This is a genomic window from Methylophilus medardicus (assembly GCF_006363955.1).
Classification (GTDB): domain Bacteria; phylum Pseudomonadota; class Gammaproteobacteria; order Burkholderiales; family Methylophilaceae; genus Methylophilus; species Methylophilus medardensis.
In genome coordinates this window covers 711,297-735,483 of record NZ_CP040948.1, presented here as the reverse complement: position 1 = coordinate 735,483, position 24,187 = coordinate 711,297, and the positions used below count along the sequence as shown (strand labels likewise).

Annotated in this window: 27 protein-coding genes; 16 read left to right on the top strand and 11 right to left on the bottom strand. The window is 51.2% G+C overall.

The window, feature by feature from the left end:
- The first annotated feature begins 41 nt into the window (after positions 1-41).
- Genes FIT99_RS03585 through FIT99_RS03565 form a run of 5 tightly spaced genes read left to right on the top strand, consistent with a single transcriptional unit; the run spans position 42 to position 4,414 of the window.
- The gene (locus FIT99_RS03585; RefSeq protein ID WP_140003035.1) at positions 42-392 is read left to right on the top strand and encodes a c-type cytochrome; all 351 of its coding nucleotides are present in this window, start codon (positions 42-44) and stop codon (positions 390-392) included.
- Positions 392-1,687 carry an NAD(P)/FAD-dependent oxidoreductase gene (locus tag FIT99_RS03580; RefSeq protein WP_140003033.1) on the top strand — a complete coding sequence of 432 codons (1,296 nt, stop codon included), beginning with the start codon at positions 392-394 and terminating at the stop codon, positions 1,685-1,687. Before FIT99_RS03585 ends, FIT99_RS03580 begins: the two co-directional genes overlap by 1 nt.
- On the top strand, positions 1,684-2,895 hold the full coding sequence (locus tag FIT99_RS03575; RefSeq protein WP_140003031.1) for a PQQ-dependent sugar dehydrogenase: 1,212 nt from the start codon (positions 1,684-1,686) through the stop codon (positions 2,893-2,895). Before FIT99_RS03580 ends, FIT99_RS03575 begins: the two co-directional genes overlap by 4 nt.
- A gap of 32 nt (positions 2,896-2,927) precedes the next feature.
- Positions 2,928-3,512 (top strand): hypothetical protein, encoded by a 585-nt coding sequence (locus FIT99_RS03570; protein ID WP_140003029.1) that lies wholly within the window; start codon positions 2,928-2,930, stop codon positions 3,510-3,512.
- A gap of 8 nt (positions 3,513-3,520) precedes the next feature.
- A complete protein-coding gene (locus FIT99_RS03565) occupies positions 3,521-4,414 on the top strand; it encodes an SMP-30/gluconolactonase/LRE family protein (protein ID WP_140003028.1) in 894 nt (297 codons plus the stop codon).
- A 96-nt stretch (positions 4,415-4,510) separates the two neighbouring features.
- Here the strand turns inward: FIT99_RS03565 and FIT99_RS03560 are convergent, their stop codons facing one another.
- Positions 4,511-4,708, bottom strand: a complete 198-nt coding sequence (locus FIT99_RS03560; RefSeq protein ID WP_140003026.1) for a hypothetical protein — start codon at positions 4,706-4,708, stop codon at positions 4,511-4,513.
- A gap of 199 nt (positions 4,709-4,907) precedes the next feature.
- Here FIT99_RS03560 and FIT99_RS03555 point away from each other — a divergent pair, with 199 nt between their 5' ends.
- The 3 genes from FIT99_RS03555 to FIT99_RS03545 are packed head-to-tail and all read left to right on the top strand — an operon-like array spanning position 4,908 to position 7,804.
- Positions 4,908-5,600: a response regulator gene (locus FIT99_RS03555; protein WP_140003024.1), complete on the top strand. Its 693-nt coding sequence runs from the start codon at positions 4,908-4,910 to the stop codon at positions 5,598-5,600.
- Positions 5,593-7,044 carry a sensor histidine kinase gene (locus tag FIT99_RS03550; protein WP_140003022.1) on the top strand — a complete coding sequence of 484 codons (1,452 nt, stop codon included), beginning with the start codon at positions 5,593-5,595 and terminating at the stop codon, positions 7,042-7,044. Before FIT99_RS03555 ends, FIT99_RS03550 begins: the two co-directional genes overlap by 8 nt.
- Entirely contained in the window at positions 6,995-7,804 is an 810-nt protein-coding gene (locus FIT99_RS03545; protein WP_140003019.1) for a ferritin-like domain-containing protein, read from the top strand. Before FIT99_RS03550 ends, FIT99_RS03545 begins: the two co-directional genes overlap by 50 nt.
- A 7-nt stretch (positions 7,805-7,811) precedes the next feature.
- On the opposite strand, the gene infA is transcribed toward FIT99_RS03545, so the two are convergent.
- The 3 genes from infA to serB form a co-directional block, all read right to left on the bottom strand.
- Entirely contained in the window at positions 7,812-8,048 is a 237-nt protein-coding gene (infA, locus tag FIT99_RS03540; RefSeq protein ID WP_140003017.1) for a translation initiation factor IF-1, read from the bottom strand.
- Between the two features lie 80 nt (positions 8,049-8,128).
- Positions 8,129-8,335 (bottom strand): cold-shock protein, encoded by a 207-nt coding sequence (locus tag FIT99_RS03535; protein WP_140003015.1) that lies wholly within the window; start codon positions 8,333-8,335, stop codon positions 8,129-8,131.
- Between the two features lie 269 nt (positions 8,336-8,604).
- Positions 8,605-9,444, bottom strand: a complete 840-nt coding sequence (serB, locus tag FIT99_RS03530) for a phosphoserine phosphatase SerB (protein WP_140003013.1) — start codon at positions 9,442-9,444, stop codon at positions 8,605-8,607.
- A gap of 147 nt (positions 9,445-9,591) precedes the next feature.
- On the opposite strand from serB, the gene FIT99_RS03525 reads away from it, so the two are divergent.
- The 8 genes from FIT99_RS03525 to FIT99_RS03490 all read left to right on the top strand — a co-directional run bounded on the left by FIT99_RS03525 (position 9,592) and on the right by FIT99_RS03490 (position 16,665).
- On the top strand, positions 9,592-10,362 hold the full coding sequence (locus FIT99_RS03525) for an elongation factor-1 alpha (protein ID WP_140003011.1): 771 nt from the start codon (positions 9,592-9,594) through the stop codon (positions 10,360-10,362).
- Between the two features lie 113 nt (positions 10,363-10,475).
- On the top strand, positions 10,476-11,645 hold the full coding sequence (sucC, locus tag FIT99_RS03520; protein ID WP_140003009.1) for an ADP-forming succinate--CoA ligase subunit beta: 1,170 nt from the start codon (positions 10,476-10,478) through the stop codon (positions 11,643-11,645).
- Positions 11,646-11,647: 2 nt separating this feature from the next.
- Positions 11,648-12,529, top strand: coding sequence for a succinate--CoA ligase subunit alpha (gene sucD / locus FIT99_RS03515; protein ID WP_140003007.1), 882 nt, complete (start codon positions 11,648-11,650; stop codon positions 12,527-12,529).
- Positions 12,530-12,543: 14 nt separating this feature from the next.
- The gene (locus FIT99_RS03510) at positions 12,544-13,554 is read left to right on the top strand and encodes an ankyrin repeat domain-containing protein (protein ID WP_189524780.1); all 1,011 of its coding nucleotides are present in this window, start codon (positions 12,544-12,546) and stop codon (positions 13,552-13,554) included.
- A gap of 23 nt (positions 13,555-13,577) precedes the next feature.
- Entirely contained in the window at positions 13,578-15,179 is a 1,602-nt protein-coding gene (locus tag FIT99_RS03505; protein ID WP_140003005.1) for an NAD+ synthase, read from the top strand.
- Positions 15,180-15,281: 102 nt separating this feature from the next.
- On the top strand, positions 15,282-15,620 hold the full coding sequence (locus tag FIT99_RS03500) for a P-II family nitrogen regulator (RefSeq protein ID WP_140003003.1): 339 nt from the start codon (positions 15,282-15,284) through the stop codon (positions 15,618-15,620).
- Positions 15,621-15,682: 62 nt separating this feature from the next.
- Positions 15,683-16,027 carry a DMT family protein gene (locus FIT99_RS03495; RefSeq protein ID WP_189524779.1) on the top strand — a complete coding sequence of 115 codons (345 nt, stop codon included), beginning with the start codon at positions 15,683-15,685 and terminating at the stop codon, positions 16,025-16,027.
- 140 nt (positions 16,028-16,167) lie between these two features.
- Positions 16,168-16,665: an FxDxF family PEP-CTERM protein gene (locus tag FIT99_RS03490; RefSeq protein ID WP_140003001.1), complete on the top strand. Its 498-nt coding sequence runs from the start codon at positions 16,168-16,170 to the stop codon at positions 16,663-16,665.
- 75 nt (positions 16,666-16,740) lie between these two features.
- On the opposite strand, the gene kdsB is transcribed toward FIT99_RS03490, so the two are convergent.
- From kdsB to FIT99_RS03455, 7 genes are all read right to left on the bottom strand, one after another.
- Positions 16,741-17,478: a 3-deoxy-manno-octulosonate cytidylyltransferase gene (gene kdsB, locus FIT99_RS03485; protein ID WP_140002999.1), complete on the bottom strand. Its 738-nt coding sequence runs from the start codon at positions 17,476-17,478 to the stop codon at positions 16,741-16,743.
- Between the two features lie 2 nt (positions 17,479-17,480).
- A complete protein-coding gene (locus FIT99_RS03480) occupies positions 17,481-17,663 on the bottom strand; it encodes a Trm112 family protein (RefSeq protein ID WP_140002997.1) in 183 nt (60 codons plus the stop codon).
- Positions 17,653-18,693 carry a tetraacyldisaccharide 4'-kinase gene (gene lpxK / locus FIT99_RS03475; protein WP_140002995.1) on the bottom strand — a complete coding sequence of 347 codons (1,041 nt, stop codon included), beginning with the start codon at positions 18,691-18,693 and terminating at the stop codon, positions 17,653-17,655. Before lpxK ends, FIT99_RS03480 begins: the two co-directional genes overlap by 11 nt.
- A complete protein-coding gene (msbA, locus tag FIT99_RS03470) occupies positions 18,693-20,447 on the bottom strand; it encodes a lipid A export permease/ATP-binding protein MsbA (RefSeq protein ID WP_140002993.1) in 1,755 nt (584 codons plus the stop codon). The genes lpxK and msbA overlap by 1 nt, the downstream gene beginning before the upstream one ends.
- An 89-nt stretch (positions 20,448-20,536) precedes the next feature.
- The gene (locus tag FIT99_RS03465) at positions 20,537-20,965 is read right to left on the bottom strand and encodes an ExbD/TolR family protein (protein ID WP_140002990.1); all 429 of its coding nucleotides are present in this window, start codon (positions 20,963-20,965) and stop codon (positions 20,537-20,539) included.
- Between the two features lie 111 nt (positions 20,966-21,076).
- The gene (locus FIT99_RS03460) at positions 21,077-21,682 is read right to left on the bottom strand and encodes a MotA/TolQ/ExbB proton channel family protein (RefSeq protein WP_140002988.1); all 606 of its coding nucleotides are present in this window, start codon (positions 21,680-21,682) and stop codon (positions 21,077-21,079) included.
- Between the two features lie 86 nt (positions 21,683-21,768).
- Entirely contained in the window at positions 21,769-24,180 is a 2,412-nt protein-coding gene (locus tag FIT99_RS03455) for a DNA internalization-related competence protein ComEC/Rec2 (protein ID WP_140002986.1), read from the bottom strand.
- Positions 24,181-24,187: the final 7 nt, after the last annotated feature.

The window sequence follows — 24,187 nt, the reverse complement described above, 5'->3', positions numbered from 1 at the left end:
AGAATAATGTGTGCACAATCACAACCAATGTTGGGGGAAGCATGACACTCTTACACGCCAGTATGCGATGGTGCTTTATCGCTATCGCCTCGTTTCCGGTCTATGCACAAGACACGACGGCCATTCAGACACTTGCAGCCTCCTGCGCAGCTTGCCACGGGCCCAATGGCAACAGCGCTGGCGGCACCCCCTCGCTGGCCGCACTCAATCAAGGCTACTTCACACAACGTATGCAGGGTTTCAAGGATGGCTCAGTGAGCGCAACGGTCATGCATCACCATGCCAAAGGCCTAAGCAATGAGGAGATTAGCGCATTGGCGACCTACTTTGCGCAACAGCCTAGAAAAGCTCAGCCAGCGTTACCGCACCAATCGTTTCTGGGAGCGCAATAATGAAAGCCTCCGATCATCGCGTTGACCACCCACACATGCCCTCACGCAGACAATTTGCGCGCACGCTCATTTACGGTGGACTGGCTTTTAGTGGCCTACCTGCCTTTGCCCGCGCCAACAAACCACCGCTCGGACATGTTGTGGTTGTTGGCGGTGGCTTTGCTGGTTTAACTGCAGCCAAGTATTTGCGCGACTGGAGTATGGGCAATCTAAAAGTCAGTTTGATAGAGCCCAACCCACAATTCATTTCGTGTCCGCAAAGCAACCTAGTGCTTGGCGGTAGCAAACGAATGGATGATTTAAGTTTTAGTTATGCATTGGCACGCAAGCAACATGGCATAGACTGGATTCAGGACAGCGTGACGTCAGTTGATCTCGACCATAAACAAGTCCGTTTAAGCCGTGGCAATCTTGCTTACGACCGCTTGGTCATCGCGCCGGGCGTCGATTTCAATTACAGCAAAATCGCTGGCATGTCCGAGCCGGTCCCTGATATCCCGCATGCATGGAAAGCCGGCAAACAAACCCTGCAATTGCGTCAGCAGCTAGAAAGCATGCCGGATGGCGGCATCTTTGTCATGACCATCCCCGCAGGCCCTTATCGCTGCCCTCCTGGCCCTTATGAGCGGGCCTGCCAAGTGGCGCACTATTTCAAGCATCACAAGCCGCGCAGTAAAGTCATCATCTTGGATGCCAATGCGGACATCGTGTCAAAAAAAGGATTGTTTTTACAAAGCTTTCAGGGGGCGTACCAAGGCATCATTGAATACCACAACAACAGCGAAATATTGCAACTGGATGTGCTGAGTAAAACGGTGAAAACCGACTTTGAATCCGTACAAGCGGATGTGTTCAATGTGATTCCGCCGCAACTGGCGGGCAAAGTAGCGCAAATTGCAGGCCTGAACAATGTTGATCAGCGGTGGTGTGAGGTAGACTTTGTCAGTTATGCCTCGGCAATCGCGCCTGAGGTGCACATTATCGGCGATAGCATTTCAGCTGGTCTGCCAAAATCTGCGCACATGGCCACCTCGCAAGCGAAAATATGTGCTGCCGCTATCATTGATCTGCAAACTGGTCAGGCGCCCAACCCGCTGCCAGTGTTTGCGAATACCTGCTACAGTTTTGTCGACGATCGGCAAGCCATCCACGTGGCCAACGTTTACCGTTACGACCCGGCGAAGAAATCGATGGTAGCGGCAGAGGGTGGCGGTGTTTCCAGCAAAGCATCCGTGCAAGAAGGGGAATATGCACAAGCTTGGGCAGAAAATATCTGGGCGGATACCTTGACATGACATCGGTGCAAGCGCAAAGCGCCCCAGCCAAATCGCTCTCGCATTTTTTGTTGCATGGGTTGGTCGGGATATTGAGTGCCCTGGGCTTGCATCAGGCGATGGCGCAACCTCTTGAAGTTGACGCCGCATTATCGAGCCTAAGCTTACCCGCCGGACTCCGTATTGAACGCTTTAGTGACGTGAGTGCCTGGGGCGCACCGCGTATGCTGGCACTGGACACGCATGGGCAATTATTGGTGAGTGTAACTGATACAGGCCGCATTTTGCGCTTGAACGCACAGGGCGAAGTCGAAGTCATCGCACAGGGGCTCAATGCCCCCCAAGGGCTCGCCATGCTGGGAGACGATCTACTGGTGGCCGAGCAAACGGGTGTCGTGAAACTGCCTAAACAAGGTGACGCTTGGGGAAGCCCGCAGCCATGGATTCGCAATCTGCCCAGTGGGGGCCACAGCCTCAAAACGGTCAAAGTGTCCCCGGATGGTTATGTTTTTGTCAATGTCGGCTCCAGTTGTAATGTATGTATCGAAGAGCAGCCGATGCGGGCAACCCTGTTACGCTACACCGCCGAGGGTCGACCAGCGGGCGCCTTGCTCACGGTTGGCCGCCATGCGCAAAGCGCCATTTGGGCGACCGGTCTGCGCAACACTCAGAGTTTTACTTGGCATCCACACAGCGGAGAAATGTTTGCAACCAATAATGGCTCGGACAACCGCAGCGACATGCAAAACGGCCCTATTGACGATGATCTGCCACCCGAGCATCTCAACCGGATTGAGGCGGGCAAAGCCTATGGCTGGCCTTATTGCTGGGGTCAGCCTGGGGCACCAGGACAACTCATGCCAGACCCCAACATGCCCAGCGAGACGGGGGCTTGCCAGCAGGCGCAGGGGCCTGCGCTAACACTCCCCGCCCACAGCACGCCGATTGGCCTGACTTTCTTGCATCAAAGCCGGTTACCCGCAGAGATTCAACAGGATGCCATTGTGGCATTGCATGGCTCGTGGAACCGCAAACAACCGAGCGGCTATGCCCTGCTGCGTGTACAATTTAGGAACCAACAACCGGTAGCAGCCGTCCCATTCATTAGTGGCTGGTTACAAGGGAAACAGGTCTGGGGCCGCCCGGTGGATGTCATCATCGGCAGCGATGGCTGGCTATACGTATCCGATGACCTGACTGGCTGGATTTATCGCATTCGCTCGCTGTAGCGTCTCTACAGTGGCTTTTTCAGGAGCAATATATGAAACGAATTTTATGGTCTATCACGATAGCCTTGTGTTTGGGTTGGATGGGTGTGAGCCAAGCGGGCACACCATCATCGCTGGTTATTCAAGTGCCAGAGTCTTTTTATCAGCATCCGGTGCGCTTACTTAACCCTTATCTCAATTATTGGCATAACCGCGCAGAAGCGGCCGAAACCGTCGGCCTCAGTAGCTTTCAAGCGCAAAACTACACAACGTCCAGCTGCGAGGCGGATGCCAAGGGCCAAGCCTTAATCGTGATTGAGCCCAATATGTTTTACAACCCACAAAGTGGTATTTTTTACAGTGAGATCACGGCCAAAGTCTACAGCCAGTCCACGGCTGAAACCGCCTTGAGCAAACCACTGATGACGGTGAAAGGCCTGGGACAATCTCGTGGATGGTTAACCTATAACGTAGAAAACGCTACCCATAAGTCTTATCAGCAAGCCTTTGATCAGGTGATCAGCCAGTTGCAGCAAAATCCTGCTTTCCAACAATCATTGGCGCAAACCCCTGTGCAAACCTATCAGGCCTTGTGCAATAGCATCAACACCCTGTCACAACCCAAGGCTTTTTTCTAGGAGGGTTTATGCAGATGTCATTCTCACAACGCACTTGGTTGCGCAGTTCGCTCACCGCATTGACGCTGGGGTTCAGCTGCCTTTGTCAGGCGCATGGCTTGACTCCCGTCGATAGCTTACTCACGCCAGAGTCGGTCATACAAGCCGCCGATGGCAAAATTTATGTGTCCGAGATTAATGGCTTTGGGCAAGATGGGGATGGTCAGATCCGCGTGATTGACCATGGCAAAACATCAGTATTATTACAAGGCTTGGACGACCCCAAAGGCCTGATGATTATCGGCAATGATCTTTACATTGCTGACAAAGCACGTGTATTGCGTGTTGCCCTAAACGAGGCACCAGCACACGCTGAAGTGTTTTTAGCCGCAACAGATTTTCCGAAAATACCGCAATTTTTAAATGACTTAAGCGCAGATGCGAATGGCAATCTGTATATCAGTGACAGTGGAGATATTCTAGGGAGCGGCAAAGGTGGTGTGGTCTACAAAGTCACACCGCAACGCACGCTGAGCCTGTTGCTGGATGATCGTATTGATGCACGTATTTTGGCGCCAAATGGGTTGCTGGCTGATGCTAAGGGCGAACATCTCTTGATCGTCGACTTCACTTCTGGGGTGCTATACGACTACAACTTGCTCAACCGCACACTAGAAGAGGTCGCGAAGGGCTTCGGCGGTGGCGATGGCATCGTCAAACAAGCCAACGGTATGATTTATGTCAGCGACTGGAAATCCGGCAATATATTCAGTGTAGATGCAAAACGCAAAGTCACGCTGATCAAATCGGGCTATCAAGCCGCTGCAGATATTGCGCTAAGCCAAGACGATCATCACCTGCTGGTGCCGGACATGAAAGCAGGCAAGCTGGATATCCTCCCGTTATCTTCAGATCACAAATAAAAAAAACCACGCTTGCGCGTGGTTAAGTGAGAGGATACACACGAAACCGCTCATTACCTCCGCGCGCTGCAGGGAATTCAGCGCGCGAAGGCAACTTCACAGTGACTTGGTTTGCGCAGTTTTTTTGTCAATCTCTTTTGGAGCGTTGACCACTGGCTGCGCACCAGCGTGTTTGGCTACTTTCAAATGTTTTTGCATCTCAATTTGGTCGTGAGGCGAAGGATTCGTCCCAGCAAAAACATAAGCAGAAAAAATGAATCCTGACAGGAATAACAGCATTTTGGTCTTCGTCATGGTCGCTCCTTCATCGCTATGGTGCTTGTAGTATGTTGTATTCATCCGACCTCGTGGCACAAAGCACGTCTTGTCCACAACTGCAGAATACGCCCCGTGGCTTACAGCCAACTTACGCCAGCCTTGCACAAAACTTACAAACGAAAAACCTGCCAGCCTTGAGTTACACTGGGCACATTCTATTCAACAGGTATCAATCATGCGTGTATTGATTGTGGAAGATGATTTAGTGATTGCCAATGGACTGGTGCGGGCGTTGACACAGTCACAATATGCGGTCGACCATGTGACGGATGGCAAACAAGCCCTGCGGGCGATTCAAGATGACGTTTATGATTTAGTCATCCTGGATTTAGGCTTACCTATCATGGATGGTATGCAGTTACTCGCTCACTTACGCCAACAAACTGCCAACCCGATTGCGGTGCTGATTTTGACCGCCCGCGAAGATGTCGCCACCCGCGTACAAGCCTTAGACCTAGGGGCGGATGACTTTCTGACCAAACCTTTTCATCTCGAAGAGCTTGAAGCACGGGTACGCGCCCTAATCCGCCGCAGCAAATTGGGCAACAACTTACCGTTGCAATGTGGTAATTTAAAACTGGATGTCGCTAACAAACTGGCCAGTATCAATGACCAGCCGATCACATTGTCGGCACGCGAACTTAACCTTCTAGAGACCTTAATGATGCGCATGGGAAAGATCATCGCCAAAGAGCAAATCATGGAGTCGCTGTGTAATTGGGATGAAACCTTGGGCGACAATGCGATTGAGGTTTACATTCATCGCCTACGCAAAAAAATCGAACCGAGTGGCGCGCACATCCGTACCGTGCGCGGCTTGGGCTATATGCTAGAAGCGGAACACCTGAATCCATCCTCACATGCCTAATATGACGGGGCCACGCTCACTTAAAAACCAATTACGGTTGTGGTTATTATTAACCATGCTACTGGTGTTGGGCGTTTCTGCCGTACTGTCTTATTCACGCGCACTGCTCTACGCAACACAAGCCTATGATCAGGCACTGTTGCGCACAGTGCTGGCGTTGGCTGATGAAGTAGTCATTGATGCCAATAACGAAGTGAAGATCGAAATCCCTGAAGTCGCAAGTCACCTACTGAGCTATAACGAAGGTGACCGCATTTATATCCGCATTAGTACCGCGCAAGGAAAACTGGTGTTTGGGGAGGCGCAATTGCCACTGCCACCCAAACCACCCGCTGGCAACCAGCAAGTTTATTACAACAGCCGCTATCAAAACGAAGCGATTCGCGCAGTCACCTTCGGCTTACCAGAGAGCAAATCAATCAACGCACCCAATATTTTGATCACGATGGCCGAAACCACTGGCAAACGCGACGCGATGGTGGCAGAAATGGTCGAAGAAATGGTGTTACCACAAGTGTTGATGATGATCCTTGCCGCCATTGTCATCGAGCTGGGCATACACTTTGCACTGAAGCCCATGCAAGACCTCCGTCAGTCTTTGCACCAACGCTCACACCGCGACCTGAGCCCCTTAGATACCACCTCAACCCCCTTAGAATTGCAACCGATGGTAGACGCCATGAATGCCCTGCTGTCTCGGGTTAAAGCCGGCTTACAACAGCAGCAGCAATTTATTGCCGATGCCTCTCACCAATTACGCACTCCGATTGCAGGCTTACAAACGCAAGCAGAACTGGCACTAAGAAGCCAGCCGCCAGCCGCCTTGCAAGAGCCATTAGATTATATGTTGCGCAGCACCACGCGCTTGTCGCATCTTATCCAACGCTTACTCAGCATGGCTAGAACAGATGCAGCCAGCAGTCAGCTAGAGCTTCAGCCAGTGTCGCTCACCAGCGTTATTTATGAGCAATGTGCTCGCTGGGTGGGCCCAGCGTCAGACAAGCAACTAGAGCTGGAAGTATTAATCGAAACCCAACAGGATACGATTCTTGGCGACGCACTCATGCTGTCAGAGATGCTTAACAACCTACTAGAAAACGCCATTCAATACACGCCGGCGCTAGGTTTGATTGAAATTCGTTTATGGCGAACAGGCCAGCAACTGCAATTACAAGTGTCTGACAGTGGCGTTGGCATTCCAGCGGATCAGACGGCGCTCATTTTTGAGCGGTTTCACCGTCTGGATCCCAATCAGGGCAATGGTTGTGGCTTAGGTCTAGCGATCGTGGCTGAGATTGCAGAACACCACAATGCCAACATCACCGTGCTTCCGGGGCTAACACATCCAACAACACAACACATTGGCAGCCGATTCACGGTAAAATTTCAAGCTTATGACCGCCTGCCTGAGAACCCTCGCCCTTCAAGCATTGACACTGTGTGATCCCACACAAAAATGTGCACAAACACTTTCGCTGTGGGAGACGGCTGGCGCAGGCACACTTTTACTCGACCCCACGCGCTTGATCCAAGCACAAGCAGCGCAGATTCCGGGGCGACCCGCCAAACCGACGCTGGTGCCGCCCAAACACCTTCAACGCCGCGCCATGAATACCGCAGAAGGACGTGCGGCGTTGATTCATGCATTGGCACATATTGAATTTAATGCGATTAATTTAGCCCTTGACGCCGTCTGGCGCTTTACCGATATGCCGCTCGACTTTTACCGTGACTGGCTGCAAGTGGCAAAAGAAGAGGCTTACCACTTTTCATTGCTGCGCACGCATTTGCAAACGCTGGGATTTGATTATGGCGATTTTGATGGCCACAACAGCCTCTGGGAGATGGTGGAAAAGACGCAATCGGATGTACTCGCACGCATGGCGCTTGTGCCGCGCACCTTAGAAGCCCGCGGACTGGATGCCGCGCCCCCATTAAAACAAAAACTGTCGCAAGCAGGGGATCATGCGGCGGCAGCGATTCTGGATATTATTCTACGGGACGAAATCGGCCATGTGGCCATTGGCAACCGTTGGTTCCAGTTTTTATGCGATCAGCGCGGACTGGATATTGTGGTGACCTTTGAAAGACTGAGGCAACAATATCAAGCCCCCACATTGCGGCCACCTTTTAATATGGAGGCCCGCAAACTCGCTGGGTTTAGCGATATTGAATTAGCCTATTTAAATGCTGAGACCGGCTAAAAACGCCCTATGAAGGCTTACGCGGTGGCAGATGGCGGAAAGTGATACGCCCTTTGCCCATATCGTACGGTGACATTTCGATGGTAATTTTGTCACCCGCCAAAATACGGATTTTATGTTTGCGCATTTTGCCACCCGTGTAAGCAATCAGTTTATGCCCGTTTTCTAAGGTCACACGGTAGCGTGCATCCGGCAAAATCTCAGTGACGGCGCCCTGCATTTCAATCAATTCTTCTTTAGCCATTTAGTATCCTTATAATAAAAAACAAAAAAGCCCGTACAAACGGGCTTTATCGGGGGTGAGTTTCACCCAAACGCACGTGCTTAAGCAATCACTTGAATTGCAGACGCTTGTTTGCCTTTAGGGCCTGTAGTTTCTTCATAAGAAACGCGTTGGTTATCTGCCAAGCTTTTGAAACCAGCAGATTGAATTTCTGAGAAATGCGCGAATAAGTCGTCACCACCTTGATCAGGCGTAATGAAACCAAAACCTTTTGCATCGTTAAACCATTTTACAATACCTGTAGCCATAATAATTTCCTTAAAAAATGAAAGGGTTTCCCCTATTTAGGGCGAGGGTCAAGTAGCGGGATTAACGATAGAACCGAAAGATAACACCAGAGAAAACAACAATGCTTGAACTTCGCGAAACGCCACTATGCGCCTTAACCGCCACAATAGCAAACGTTATTTTCAAAAAAAGTATAAATAAATCAATTATTTATTTTTCATGACCTGCAACGGCGCAATCGATGAGGGGCTAAAAGACCCTTGCGCACCAGTCAGTGGCTAGGCCAGGGCTAAATCGTCAACAGATTTGCCACCCCATCCAAGCCGACAATATTCAGCGCATACATCGCTTGTTGCTGCACCACTGGCTTGGCATGATAAGCCACCCCAATCCCTGCCACCTGCATCATAGCTAGGTCATTCGCACCATCCCCGATTGCAATGGTTTGCGACGCCTCCAGCCCAAGCGCGTCACGCAAGTGAATGAGCTCATCGGCTTTGCGCTGGGCATCGACGATCTCGCCGACCACCTCCCCCGTGAGCTTGCCATCCGTAATAGCCAAGGTATTAGAAACGGCGTAATCCAAACCCAAGGTATCTTTGACGTAATCGGCAAAAAAAGTGAAGCCCCCAGAAACCACCATGGTTTTAATGCCATTTTGCTTACAAGTATTGACCCAGGTTTGCGCACCTGGATTAAAGGTTAAACGCTCCTCGATCACACGTTGCAATGCGCTTGCAGGCAAGCCTTTAAGTAAGGCGACGCGTTTACGTAAGCTGGCCGAAAAATCAAGCTCACCACGCATGGCGGCCTCGGTGATTTCCGCCACTTGAGGCTTGAGTTGCATCATGTCTGCGATCTCATCAATACATTCAATGGCAATCAGGGTCGAGTCCATGTCCATCACGCACAGCCCAATATGCGATAAGCGTTGACGATCTTCGACCAATGCGCAATCGATCTGTTGGCTGGCACAAAATGCTTTCACATCGAGGTAATCACCCTCACTCACCGGCAGGTAATACGCATGCGCCGCAAGCTGCATAAACTGAGTATGGCCGCCGATTAAGCCATGAATGTGAGACAAGTGTGCCATAGTGATGGCAGGGCCTTGAACAACTAAACGCATGATCTGAATCTACTTATTAAGCAAAAGCGCAAGTATACCAGCAGCCCACCCAAACACTGAGTACAGGCTGTTTTAAAGCTGTTTTTCTGTTTTTGCTTTGCTGGCAGCAATGGTATCCTGACGAAAAATGACACTCCCGGGGAACCTATGAAACAAGATTTACACACGTTGTCTTGGCTGAACTTGCCTAACTTACCACTGCCGCTCAAAGCGCTTTTTATCGGCTATCTATTGGTAGTGGGGGTCGGATTAGGCATGGCCGGCTTGCAAATCATGCTGACGCACGGTATGGCTGATGGCAAATTTGGCTTATCTGTGGATGATATTGTCTACAGCTATTATGGTGACCGTAGCGGCACTAAATTGGCCAGTAAATTAAATGGCTCCATGTCGGACAAAGCGCCTCTCGCAGTCCGCGAAGACATCATCAAATGGGCGCAACAAGGCGCCCCTGAAGCCCAGTGGGAGTCACATTACAAAGCGGTGTTCGCCAAGCACTGCGTCATGTGTCATAGCCAGATTCCTGGCATTCCTGACTTCACCAAATACGCAGAAGTGAAATCCCGCGCCGAAGTCAATGATGGCGCGACCATTAGTGGTTTGACCCGCGTGTCGCATATCCACCTGTTTGGCATCAGTTTTATTTTCTTTTTTATTGGCCTGATTTTTAGTTTTGCGGTCAATGTGCCTAAAACGGCAAAAATTATTGCCATTGCGTTTCCATTCGGCTTTTTGATTATCGATGTGATGTCTTGGTGGCTGACCAAACTATCGCCACATTTTGCTTGGCTGACCATCATCGGCGGCATTGGATACAGTCTCGCCTCGAGCTATATGTGGGTCGTCAGCATGTATCAAATGCTGGTGATGTCTCGGCACGCAAAAGTCTACGGCAACGCTTGGGCGCAAGACCTTTAATCCGCTAGGCTACAAAAAACCGTACACGTGTACGGTTTTTTTGTTTGTAGTCTAGCCTTGATGGGGTATTTGCGCGAAAATAGCAGCTTAACCAACTAAAGCCCCCTACGTTCATGAATCTGCACGAATACCAGGCCAAACAGCTACTGCAAAAGTACGGTTTGGCAACCCCGGCCGGTCTAGTCGTCCAATCAGAAGAAGCTGCGGCTGCCGCCACCAAAGAACTAGGGGGAGACGCATGGGTCGTTAAAGCCCAAGTGCACGCCGGTGGACGGGGCAAAGCCGGTGGTGTCAAAGTGGTCAAATCCGCGCTTGAGGCACAAACGGTCGCCGGCGGCTTATTGGGTAAACACTTGGTCACCTACCAAAATGCACCAGATGGTCAACCCGTGCACCAAGTGTTGGTTGAGCAAACTTTACCGATTGCCCGTGAGCTCTATTTGTCGATGTTGGTTGATCGCAGCCTCGAGCGTGTGGTGATGGTAGCCTCAAGTGCTGGCGGGATGGACATTGAAGAAATCGCCGCCACCCAACCAGAAAAAATTCTGCAAGAAGTTTGTGACCCGCTTAATGGCTTGGTCGATTTCCAAGCACGCAATCTGGCGTTTAGTCTTGAATTGAGCGGCGACCAGATCGGTGCGTTCACCAAACTCGCCAAGGGCTTGTATAAATTATTTAAAGACAACGACTTGGCTTTGCTTGAGATCAATCCATTAATCGTCACCACTGACGGTAAACTGGTGGCGCTCGATTGTAAAATGACCGTCGATGACAATGCACTGTATCGCCAGAAACCGTTTGCCGAAATTCGTGATTGGTCGCAGGATGATGCCAAAGAGGCAGAAGCGCACCACAGTGGCCTCAACTACATCGCCTTAAATGGCAATATCGGTTGCATGGTCAATGGCGCGGGCTTAGCCATGGCCACCATGGATTTGATTAAGCTGCATGGCGGGATGCCCGCCAACTTTCTGGATGTGGGCGGTGGGGCGACCGCAGAAACGGTCACCAAGGCGTTTAAAATTATTCTGGCAGATAGCAATGTCAAAGCGATTCTGGTCAACATTTTTGGCGGCATCATGCGTTGTGACATCATTGCGACCGGCATTATCACCGCTGTCCGCGAAGTAGGCATGACGATTCCAGTGATTGTCCGTCTCGAGGGGACCAACGTTGAGCTGGGTAAACAAATGCTTCGCGATAGCGGATTGAATATTATTTCAGCTGAAGGCCTGACTGACGGTGCCCAGCAAGCTGTTAAAGCCGTAAGCAAAGGGGCATAGTCGTGGCGATTTTAGTCGATAAACATACCAAAGTATTGTGCCAAGGCTTTACCGGGAAACAAGGCACGTTCCACTCCGAACAAGCACTGGCTTATGGCACGAAAATGGTGGGCGGCGTGACGCCCGGCAAAGGCGGACAGCAACATCTGCATCTACCGGTATTCAACACCATGCGCGAAGCGGTCAAAGAAACCCAAGCCAATGCGAGTGTCATTTATGTGCCGCCACCGTTTGCAGCGGATTCTATTTTAGAAGCGGCAGATGCGGGCATTGCATTGATTGTCTGCATCACCGAGGGCATCCCCGTGTTGGATATGCTAAACGTGAAAGCCGCTTTGCGTGCCAATGGCACTAAATTGATTGGCCCCAACTGCCCTGGCGTAATCACGCCGGATGAATGCAAAATCGGCATCATGCCGGGGAGCATCCACAAACGCGGCAAAGTAGGCGTGGTCTCTAGATCAGGCACGCTCACCTACGAGGCAGTGCATCAAACCACGGCGCTAGGATTGGGCCAAACCACCTGTGTTGGCATCGGTGGTGACCCCGTCAAAGGCTTGAACTTTATTGAATGCTTAGCGCTGTTTGAACAAGATCCTGAAACTGAAGCCATCATTATGGTGGGTGAAATTGGCGGTAGTGACGAAGAAGCCGCTGCTGACTTCATTAAGCATCATGTGACAAAACCAGTGGCGGCTTATATCGCCGGCTTGACCGCCCCCAAAGGCAAACGTATGGGCCATGCCGGCGCCATCATTTCGGGCGGCTCAGGGCGTGCCGAAGACAAGATTGCTGCACTAGAAGCTGCGGGTTGCGTTGTGGCAGCCTCTCCGGCAGGCCTCGGTGAGGCCGTCCTAGAAGCAATCAAACGCGCAACCACTTGAATAAAGGAAACGGCATGAAGCATCGCCCCCAGACCCTCTATTGGCTCAGCGCTCTCTGCGTGAGTGCCAGCCTGTTGCTGGGGGTCACTTTGCCGAGCGTTGCTGCCGATAAAACAGCGCCTGATGAGACCAGCATAGACCCGAGCGCTAATATCTCGTATTTGTTGATCGCTGCCTCTAAAGGTGATCTGGCCACAGTAAAAGCACTGCTCAAAAGTGGTGCAAACCCCAATGTGACTGATAGTGATCACATCACTGCCCTCATGTATGCCGCGCGTAAAAATCAGGCAGAAGTGATTCGTGAATTACTCTCGCATGGTGCCGAAATCAACGCCAAAGATCAGGGCGGTTGGACTGCGCTGATGTTTGCGGCTAAAAAGAACAATCTGGACGCGGTCAAAGCCTTGTTAGAAAAAGGGGCCGATGTCAAAGTACGAGACCCTGCCGGATGGAGCGCGCTAGGCTTGGCTGCAACCTCTGGCTTTAGCGAAATCGTCGGCTTAATCATCGCACGTGGCATTGATGCCAACGTCAAGTCGTCAGACGGCAAAACTGCGCTCATGTACGCGGCGAAGAGTGGTGACGTACCCACGATTACCTCCGTGCTAACCAATGGTGCAGACGCCAACCTCAAAGACAAATTAGGCACCACCGCGCTCATGATCACCGCCAGAGAGGGGCATGTGCCGGCAGCGATTTATCTGTTGGAGCATGGCGCCAAGGTGGACGAAGAGGATGAGCATGACTGGACAGCCCTCACTTGGGCCGTGACTAAAAACCAGACCGAGGTCGCTAAAGCTTTACTAGAACACAAAGCGGATGCGAACCATAAAGACAGTGAGGGCACGCCATTGCTGCATTTGGCGGTGAGCAATAACGCCCCTGAAATGGCCAGCCTGCTATTGGCGCACAATGCCAATGTGAAAACACGTGACCAATATGGCCTCACCGCTTACGTTTATGCGCTCAAAGGACAAAACCCCGCAATGGTTGAGTTAATCAAGGCGGCTGGCGGTAAGTACTAACCCAGGTCCCCATTGAAAACCCCATGAAACTCGCAATCGCACAAATGAACTGCATGGTCGGCGCCATGCAACAAAATGCTGAACAAATCTTGGCGCTGGCTGATCAAGCCTATCAAGCAGGGGCGCGTTTGTTATTGACCCCAGAGCTGGCCTTGTGTGGCTACCCACCAGAGGATCTGCTGTTCAGGCAAGACTTTCACGAAGCCAATCAGCGCGCATTGCAGTGGCTGGAACAACGCTTACCGGCTGACATGGCGGTGATTGTTGGCCACCCGCATGCCCTCTCAGGCAAGCGTTACAACGCCGCATCGGTTATCCATTCGGGCCGCATCCAAGCCACTTATCATAAACATCATCTGCCAAACTACAGTGTGTTTGATGAGGAGCGTTACTTTGAAGCAGGCGAGCTACCTGTAGTGTTTGAATGGCATGGCGTGCGCTATGGGCTGTTAATCTGCGCTGATAGCTGGGTGCCTGGCCCTGCACTGCAAGCGTTGCAAGCCGAGGCACAAGTATTGCTCACAATCAATGCCTCGCCTTATCACTTGCATAAGCAAACGACCCGCTATCAAGTCTTGCGGGACCGCATCAAGGAAACCGGCCTACCCATGATTTATGCCAATTTGGTCGGCGGCCAAGATGAACTCGTGTTTGACGGCGCCTCCTTTAGCATGAACAGTCAAGGCACCTTGGTGCAAGAAATGCCCATGTTTGAAGCACACCTGGGCTATCTCACCCTACAAGATAACCAACCATTAGCGACAGACATTTGCGCCCCTTTATCGACCGAGGCGACCGTCTACAAAGCACTCATGCTGGGCTTGCGAGACTATGTAGATAAAAACAAGTTTCCAGCGGTTGTATTAGGATTATCCGGCGGCATCGACTCGGCCCTCACCTTGGCTATTGCGGTGGATGCCCTCGGCAAAGAACGTGTGAAAGCCGTGATGATGCCCTCGACTTTCACCGCAGGTATCAGTGTTGAGGATGCCGCCGAGATGGCACGCCTGCTTGATGTCGATTATAGCGTGTTACCGATTGCGCCATTGTTTGATGGCTTTTGTGAGACTCTGGCCGAAACCTTTGCCGGCAAATCATTTGATACTACAGAAGAAAACTTACAAGCACGAATTCGTGGCATGCTACTAATGGCCATCAGCAATAAATTTGGTAGCTTGGTACTCACCACCGGCAACAAATCTGAAACCGCAGTGGGTTACAGCACCCTGTATGGGGACATGGCTGGCGGCTTTGCCTTGATCAAAGATGTGCCGAAAACATTGGTTTATCGGCTAGCAGTGTATCGCAATCAACTGAGCGCCATTATCCCCGAGCGCATCATTACCAGAGCGCCCAGCGCCGAATTGCGGCCTGACCAGACCGATCAGGATAGCTTACCGGCCTATGAAGTGCTGGATGCGATTATGGAAGCCTATGTTGAAAAAGACCTCAGTATCGACGCCATTGTGAATCTGGGCTACTCGCCGGCAGATGTCGAACGCGTCACGCGTCTGATTGACCGCAATGAATACAAACGTCGGCAAGCGGCTGTGGGCGTTCGGATTACCGAACGTGGTTTTGGTAAAGATCGCCGTTACCCAATTACTTGCCAGCTAAAATTTTAAATCGCTGGTGCCAAGCCTAAATCTAACCGAACGACAATGGCATTTGAATTAAAAGCATTGCTTGCGTAGAATGCTAGCTAAAGTTTTATCCACGGAGCGCGTATGAAAAAAGTAGAAGCCGTCATTAAACCCTTTAAACTGGATGAAGTGCGTGAAGCATTATCCGCGATTGGCGTCAATGGTTTGACGGTCACAGAGGTTAAAGGGTTTGGTCGTCAAAAAGGCCACACCGAACTGTATCGCGGTGCTGAATATGTGGTGGATTTTCTGCCAAAAATTAAAATTGAAGTGATCTTAGCTGGTGACATGGTCGATAGCGCCATTGAAGCGATTATCAAAGCCGCACACACCGGTAAAATTGGTGACGGCAAGATTTTCGTCTCCTCTGTTGAACAAGTCATTCGCATCCGCACCGGCGAAACCGGCGAAGCCGCCATTTAATTCAATCTCTGCACAGGTGAGGCCGTTAAGGGCATCACCTGACAGGCTTGTTGGCCAAAAGTATGTCCTACCCCCTGATCAAAACTATTTTGTTGTTGTCAGCTGCCAACTTGTTTATGTTGTTTGCATGGTATGGGCATCTGCGTGACCTGCATCAAAAGCCCCTGTGGATTGCCGTCCTTGTCAGTTGGGGCATCGCCCTGATAGAATACTGTTTTCAGGTACCTGCCAACCGGATTGGCTTCACGCAACTCAATCTGGCGCAGCTCAAAATTCTGCAAGAAGTCATCACGTTGGTCATGTTTGTGCCATTTGCGCTCATGTATATGCACCAACCTCTCAAATGGGATTATTTGTGGGCGGGGATTTGCATGATGGGTGCCGTCTACTTTATTTTTAGAAACTGACACGCCAAGCGCCTCACTACGGGTGCTTAATTAGCCCTAACGGGCTATTTCGTGAAAGTCTCAATATTGTCATAATTCGGTTCAATCAGTTTAGCAATACATCATTTAGTTTAGTAATAAATCAATCGGGGAAATAAAACATGTTTAAAAACATTTTAATCGCAGCATCTTTGTTGGCTAGCACTTCAGCCTTCGCCACCAGCACCACTACTACTTTCAGCGGTACAGACTTGTCTGGTTCAAGCGATGCAAGAACAAGCAAAATTAGCATTAGCTCTGCATTTGACTTTGACTTGAGTGGTGTTCTTGACCCAAGCCTAAGATTGTTGCAAGACAACAACTCAGGCTTGTACCAAGGCATCACTTTAGTTAGTGACTCTGACAGCACTTTCACTTACGCACCAGTCATTCTGCCATTAAGCCAATTTGACTTGACACGCTACACCTTTAGCGTATCCAACTTGGCTGCAGGCAACTACACATTGCAATTCAATCTAATCGGTGGTGGTCGTTACGAAGGTAGCTACACTATCAACCCAATCGTTGTACCAGTGCCAGAACCAGAAACTTACGGCATGATGTTCGCAGGGTTGGCATTGATGGGTACAATTGCTTTCCGTCGTCAGAAAAATAGCTAATTTAGCGCGTTTAATGACCACATTAAAAAAGCCTGCGTAAGCAGGCTTTTTTATATTCAGCGTCTAATCATCCACTTAGTCGCTAAAAAGCTGACGTACTAAAGCCAGGTCTTCAGGCGTGTCCACGCCGCTGGCAGGGGCATGTGGCGTGATCGTCACGGCGATTTGAAAGCCGTGATACAACACGCGCAATTGCTCTAAACTTTCAATTTGCTCAAGCGCGGTTACCGGCAAATGCGCATACTGTTTGAGAAAACCGACGCGATAAGCATAAATGCCAATGTGGCGTTGCGCGCTAAACCCTTGGCGCTGCGCTGCATCTCGCGGAAACGGGATCGCAGCTCGGCTGAAGTAGAGCGCTTGCTGTTTGGCATTTAACACCACTTTGACCACATTGGGATTCTCAAGCAAATCGTTGGAATCGATCGGATGGCAGGCAGTGGACATCACCGCTTGCGTATCGTCAGCCAACGTTTGGGCCACCTCATTGATGAGTGCTGGGTCGATCAAAGGCTCATCCCCTTGCACATTCACCACAATCATCTCATCCGGCCAAGCCATCCTTGTCGCCACTTCAGCGATGCGATCTGTGCCAGACACATGATCAGCCCGCGTCATCAACGCACGGACTCCGTGAGATTGGGCCACCTGCAAGATATCCTCATGATCTGTCGCAATCACAACCTCACTTGACAGACTTTTTTGCGCCTGTTGCGCCACTCTGATCACCATGGGCACGCCGGCGATATCCTGCAAAGGTTTACCCGGCAGACGGGTGCTCGCAAAACGAGCCGGAACCACGACCTTAAACATGGTTATTCGCTGTACTCTTGCTCTTCGAGGCGACGTGCTTCATCTTCAAGCATCACCGGGATACCATCTCGCACAGGATAAGCCAACCGCGCAGATTTTGAGATGAGTTCTTGCTTGGTTTTATCAAACACTAATGGGCCTTTAGTCACTGGACAGACCAGAATTTCCAACAATTTAGGATTCATTTCTACTTCCTTTAGCGTGTTGTGTGCGTTGCTGTAACCGCGCAATCACAAAATTTACAAGCGATTGATCGTGCCCGATCGGCCTTAGTTCAGCACTGACGGGCAAAAACCATGCATTGGATAATCCAAGATGCTGACATTTTACGGCATCTTTCTCGGTCATTAGTAAGGTTTTTCCAATGAGTGCCTGAAAGTCAGCGGGGGTGTAATGGTGGTGATCCGCCAGCGGATGACGATCAAACTGCAAGCCTAGGGTGGATAACAGCTCAAAAAACCGCTGAGGATGACCGATGCCCGCTATCGCGACTAATGGTTGCGCTCGCAAATTGGCAGTGCTGGTTTCGCTCAAAAAATCTGCCACTGACGTCCAAGCACCCTGCTGCAACCGCATGTGATAAGAGACCGTCTCAAGCACTGGCGTGACTGGCACTTCTCCCGACTCGATGACTACATCTACCGACTGCAATCGCCTCAACGGCTCACGCAGCGGCCCTGCAGGCAACAATCGGCGGTTACCCAGCCCAAATGGACGTTGCACGACTGCGATCTCGAAATCACGCTGTAAAGCATAATGCTGCAAGCCATCGTCGCAGATCAAGATATTGATCTCAGGATGGGCATGAAGAAGCGCGTGTCCGGCAGCAACGCGGGATGCATCGACCCATACCGGGCAGCCGCTGCGCCGCGCGATAAGCACCGGCTCATCCCCAAAGGTAGCGGGTAAGCTGTCAGCAGTAACTTCACCCGTGGCAGAACCACCATACCCACGACTCAATATACCAGGTGCATAGCCCGCAGCCCGCAAATGTTGCGCGAGATGAATGACGACGGGCGTTTTACCTACGCCGCCGACCGACAGATTGCCCACCACCACCACCGGCACTGGCATAGCCTGGCTGGAGAACACGCCCATCCGGTAACAGGCCAGTCGCAAGCACGCCAACAGCGCAAACAGCCACGACAAAGGCCATAGCAGGCATTGTGCCCAGCCCCGAATCTGCCACTGCTGTTCAAACCAAATACGTAACATTAATCCTCTTGAAACTGCTTGTGGTACAACCTACTGTAGTAGCCATTTTCGGCCAGCAACGTCTGGTGCGAGCCAGATTCAACAATCGCACCGTGGTCCATGACGAAGATCCTATCTGCGTTTTCAACGGTGCTCAAACGGTGTGCAATCACAATGGTAGTACGGTTACGCATCAGGCGGTCTAAGGCCATTTGTACGTGTAACTCTGACTCACTGTCCAGCGCTGAAGTCGCCTCATCCAACAGCAACACCGGGGCATTTTTTAAGATGGCGCGCGCGATGGCGAGTCGCTGACGCTGCCCGCCTGAAAGCCGTACACCGCGATCGCCAATCTCACTTTGCAAGCCTTGCGGCATCTGCTGGATAAACTCCCAAGCATTCGCGGCGATAGCAGCATCAATGACCTCCTGCTCGCTGGCATCTCGCAACGCACCATACGCAATGTTGTTAAAAATAGTATCGTTAAACAAGACAATATCTTGGCTCACTAACGAAAACTGCGCACGCAGATTGTCCAGTTGATACGCTCTGACATCTTTGCCATCTAGCAATACCTGCCCGGCTTGCGCCTCATAAAAACGGGGCAACAGATTGACCAATGTCGTTTTACCGCTCCCGGAACGGCCGACTAATGCAATTTTCTCACCGGCTTGAATCTCAAAACTTAGCGAAGATAACGCGTTACTCTTGGCTTGCGGGTAGCGCACGGTCACTTGCTCAAAACGCAATGCGCCTTGCGTGCGTGCAACGCGATAGCTGCCCTGATCCACCTCATTTTCAATATCCAGCACATCGAACACACTTTGTGCCGCCGCGAGGCCAATCTGTAAATCTTCATTGGCAGAGGTGATATGTTTAATCGGGGCAATCAGCATCATCAATGCGCCGACAAACGCGGCAAACTCGCCGACGGTAAATTGGGCCAATGCATAAAACACCACCAAACCCAAGGCCAGCGCAGATAAGATTTCAATCACAAAACTGTTCAGGCCAGAAATCCTTGCGGTGCGTAACTCTAATTGGCGATTGCGACTAACCACCTCACCAAAGCGCTCATTTTCAAACGCTTGTGCGCCAAAAATCTTAACAATGCGTTGGGCCGCGATAGCCTCTTCAGCGGTTTTGGTAATCTCACCCACTGCCTGCTGCACTTTTTTTGCATTGGCGCGTAATTTAGGGGTGGTGCGTGACAAATAGAGGCCCATCAGCGGAGCCACCAGCGCAAATATCAACGTTAAACGCCAATCCAAGTAGAGCATGTAGCCGATCAAGCCAATCACCGTCAGTACATCGCGCAAAACATTGAGCGCAGAACGCGTTACCACGGTCGACAATCGCTCAATGTCATAAGTCATTTTCGACACCAGCAAACCATTCGAATTTGCATCAAAAAAACTCACCGGCAACATCAGCAATTTAGCGAAAATTTGCTTACGTAAAACCTCAACCACGCGCCGAGCCACCGTGCGTAAACTGTATACCGAAAAGAAGCCAGCCACGGCGCGAATGGCCATTAAGCCAAATAGCATCAGGGGCAATACGTAAGCTTCATCCGCTGAGGATTTGGCAAAGCCTTCGTCAGTCACTTTTTTAATCAAGGCTAAGAATAAGGTGTTGCTGGAGGCCAAAATCGCGGTAGATAGCATCGATATCGCAAAATGCATCTTATAGTGCCAGGCATAGGCAAAAAGGCGCTTATAGAGCAGTGCCGGATGGGTAGTGATCACTACGTCAGGGGAAGATTTTCGCGCCATGCGGTTTTCTCAGACAGACTAAAAACAAACAGCCCGCCAAGATTGACGGGCTTGTTGGTGGATCGCAACCATGTGGATCCAAGGATGCATTACCGGGAATTCACCTGCGTCGCAAAGGTGATATGCGTGTAATTAGCCATGCGCGAAGCTTCCATAATATTAATCACCGATTGGTGTGTTGCCTTCGCATCGGCATTAATAATAATGGTGGGCTCTTTGCCACTGGGGCCATCAGCGCCCGCTTGCGTTAAGGCGGCAGACAAATCAGACACCACCGCACCATTGGCCTCTTTGCCATTAACTAAGTAACGGCCGTTGGCGTCTACCTCGACAGTAATCGTCAGCGGCTTTTCTTGTGGCGCATTCGCATCTGCCGTCGGCAGATTGATTTGCAGTTCACTGGTGCGTGAGAACGTTGCACTCACCATCAGAAAAATGATGATGACCAATAGCACGTCAATGAGCGGAATAAAGTTAATTTCCAACTCTTCGTTGCGGACACCTCGTTTAAAATTCATGAATTGCCTCTGTGTTCTGTGTGCTTTTTAAGCAGCTTATTCAAACTCTATTTGACTCAGCTACAGCTAGCCGGGATCACCCCAGCCGCGATCGCCCTTGCCACGATCACCCTAGCCACGATCACCATGAATGAGTTCGACCAGCTTGATCGCCTGTTGCTCCATGTCGACCAAAAAGCCATCAATCTTGCCACGGAAATAACGGTAAGCAATCATGGACGGCACAGCCACAACAATACCAGCGGCGGTGTTATACAACGCGACTGAAATCCCGCGTGCGAACTGCGCCACATCATGACCGCTATTGGTGAATGACCCGAACAGCTCCACCATCCCGATGACCGTACCGAGTAGGCCAAGCAAAGGCGCTACGGTGGCAATGGTACCCAACGTTGGCAAATATTGTTCTAGTTTGTGCGCAACAGCGCGACCAGTTTCTTCAATGGCCTCCTTGGTGACTTCACGAGAGTTATGCATGTTGGCCAAGGCACTAGCAAACACCTTACCTAACAAAGAGTGCGCTTCTAGGCGACTCAGCGTTTCTCGCGTCACACCGCCCTGCTTAAGCCAGTTTTGTACTTCTGGCAGCAGCTGCTCCGGTGTCACAACTGAGGCTCTTAAAGCCCAAAACCGCTCAGCAATAATTGCCAAAGCAATCACGGAGGCAATAATCAGAGGCCAGATAGGCCAGCCGGCCGCTAAAATAATTTCCCACACAGCAAATACTCCTGTTGTTTTTTTAAACTTCCGCTACTTTAGCGTTAACCAGGCCTAAGGGCAAGTTTTGTCCAGTATCCATCAGGTTACATTTGCGATGGCAGCGGATGATTAGGCGCCTCCCAATAGTGCGGTTCGGCCTGTCGCCAGCGTGTCACATGCGGCTGCGCCCCGCGCAAAAAGTCTAATACAATCGCACCATCTTGGTCGGAACGTAACGTTTGGCTGCCCAATGCCTGATAGCGCGCAACGACTTCTGGTTTAGGATGCCCAAAACGGTTCAAATAGCCGGCTGTTGCAATGGCAACCTTGGGATGCACCTGTCTGATAAACGCCATGTTGGAGGAGGTTTTGCTGCCATGGTGCGGCATCACCATGACATCTGCTTGCAACTGATCAGAGGAAGATTCAAGGAGCATTTGCTCGGCATACTGCTCAATATCGCCGGTTAACAACAAGCTGCCATGGGCCGAGCTGATTTTGATCACACAACTTTTGTCATTATCTTTGGCCACTGAAGTCATCGCATGCGATGGATGCAGCACGCGAAAGTGCACCTGATCCCAAACCCAAGTCTGTCCAGCGCGGCCCGCTAGTCGGGGTAGCTTGGCCATCTGGGGATTCTGCTGTAGTTGTTTGAAAAATTGCGCCTCTGCAGTTAAGGAACTCATTATTTGTTGCGCCTGAATACCTGCCAATACCGACGCCATGCCACCAACGTGGTCGTTATCATCATGTGAGATCACGGCAAGTTGCAACTGATGTAAGCCTAAATGGCGCAAATAAGGCAACACGATGCGCTGGCCGGCATCACTTTGTTCGTTGTAGATGGGGCCGGCATCGTACAACATCGCATGCCGGGCGGTTTGTAACAACACACTCAAGCCCTGACCCACATCAATGACCGTTACCCGCATTTGCCCAGGCTGCAATATTGGTTCACTAACGTGAAACAAAGGTAGCCACAATAACAACCCCGCCCAGCGCAGGGGCCACCCGCAGGGCATGAGCCACACCAGCGTCCCCAACATGGCAATCAACCACGCCCAAACGGGCGGCGTTGCAAAATAGCGCACCGCCCAAGGCCATTGATGCAACCACTGCAAACCCGCAGCACAGGCTTCCCATAAGCTAGCCGCCCAGATCAGCAAAAAATCAATCGAAAACACTGCGCCAGCAATCGCGAGTGGGACCACACCAATACTGACCAGCGGAATGGCCAATGCATTGGCCAAGGGTGAGACCAATGCCAGCTGATTAAACAGCATGATCAATACCGGCACAAATGCCAACGTCATCACCCACTGTGCCTGCATCGCGCTCTGCCACCAAGGTGCGACGCGTAACCGGCCAGACATACTGAATGCCAGCACTGCCACCGCGCCAAAAGATAACCAGAAACCGGGCGCCAAGACCGCCCAAGGATCTAGAAGCAACACGACCCACATCGCGATACTCAACAGCCATGAAAAAGGTATGCGCTGCTTTAGGCTGAGCATCACAAATACGGTCAGCAGCATATACAGCGTGCGCTGGGTTGGAATAGAAAAACCCGCTAGGGCGGCGTAAACAATCGCCACCAGTGCGCCGCCAGTGCTGGCGGCTAAAGTGGAGGGTACATATAAAGCCCAGCGGGGCCATAACCGCCACAACCAGCCAATGAAGAGATAGCCTAACGAGGCCAACATGGTAATGTGTAGCCCGGAAATACTCACCAAATGATTAATCCCGCTATCGACAAATAATTGCCAATCGGCCCGTGAAATCTGGCTGTCATCCCCGATCACCAGCGCACGCATCACGGCACTTGATGGCGTATGGCCCAAGATCTGCGTGATGCGGTCCCCTACCAATGCGCGCCAGCGCGCAATCCAAGCAGCAGGCTGCCAAGCGAGCGACTGTAGGCGTCGCATCGGGGCTTTCGTCACAATCGACCCACTGGCACCGATATCGTTGGCCAAACACCAAGCGGCGTAATCAAAACCATGTGGATTGCGTGTACCGTGCGGCCGCTTTAACTTAACGCTGAATTGCCAACGCTCTCCCGCTTTTAAACGTGGCAAAGGATGCGAAGATTTGGCTACGTCGCCGCGATAGGCTTGCGTATAAAGATGCAAGCGCACCCTATCTGGCAAGCCACACACCGCATTAAAACGTTGCTCGATGGCCATATCTACATGCTGACCACGTGCATCTTGCTCCGGCACACTGACAATCACGCCCTGCACAGCAATGACTTTTTGCTGACAAGCTGCGGGCAGTGCAGATTGCAATCGCCACCAAGCGCGTGCTTGCGCCCACGCAAAGCCCAATGCCGTGATGAGCACCAGCAACCAAAGTTTACGCCATAGCGTTGGGTAACGAGGCACGCATCGCGCCAGACGCAGCGCGACCAAGAGCGCACACCAACCAAGCCACACAAACAAAGACCACAGTTGCGCTTGCTGTTGAAACAGCCAAACGCCAAGCAGAAATCCGAGAGTCGCGCCCGGTAGCATGGTCGTG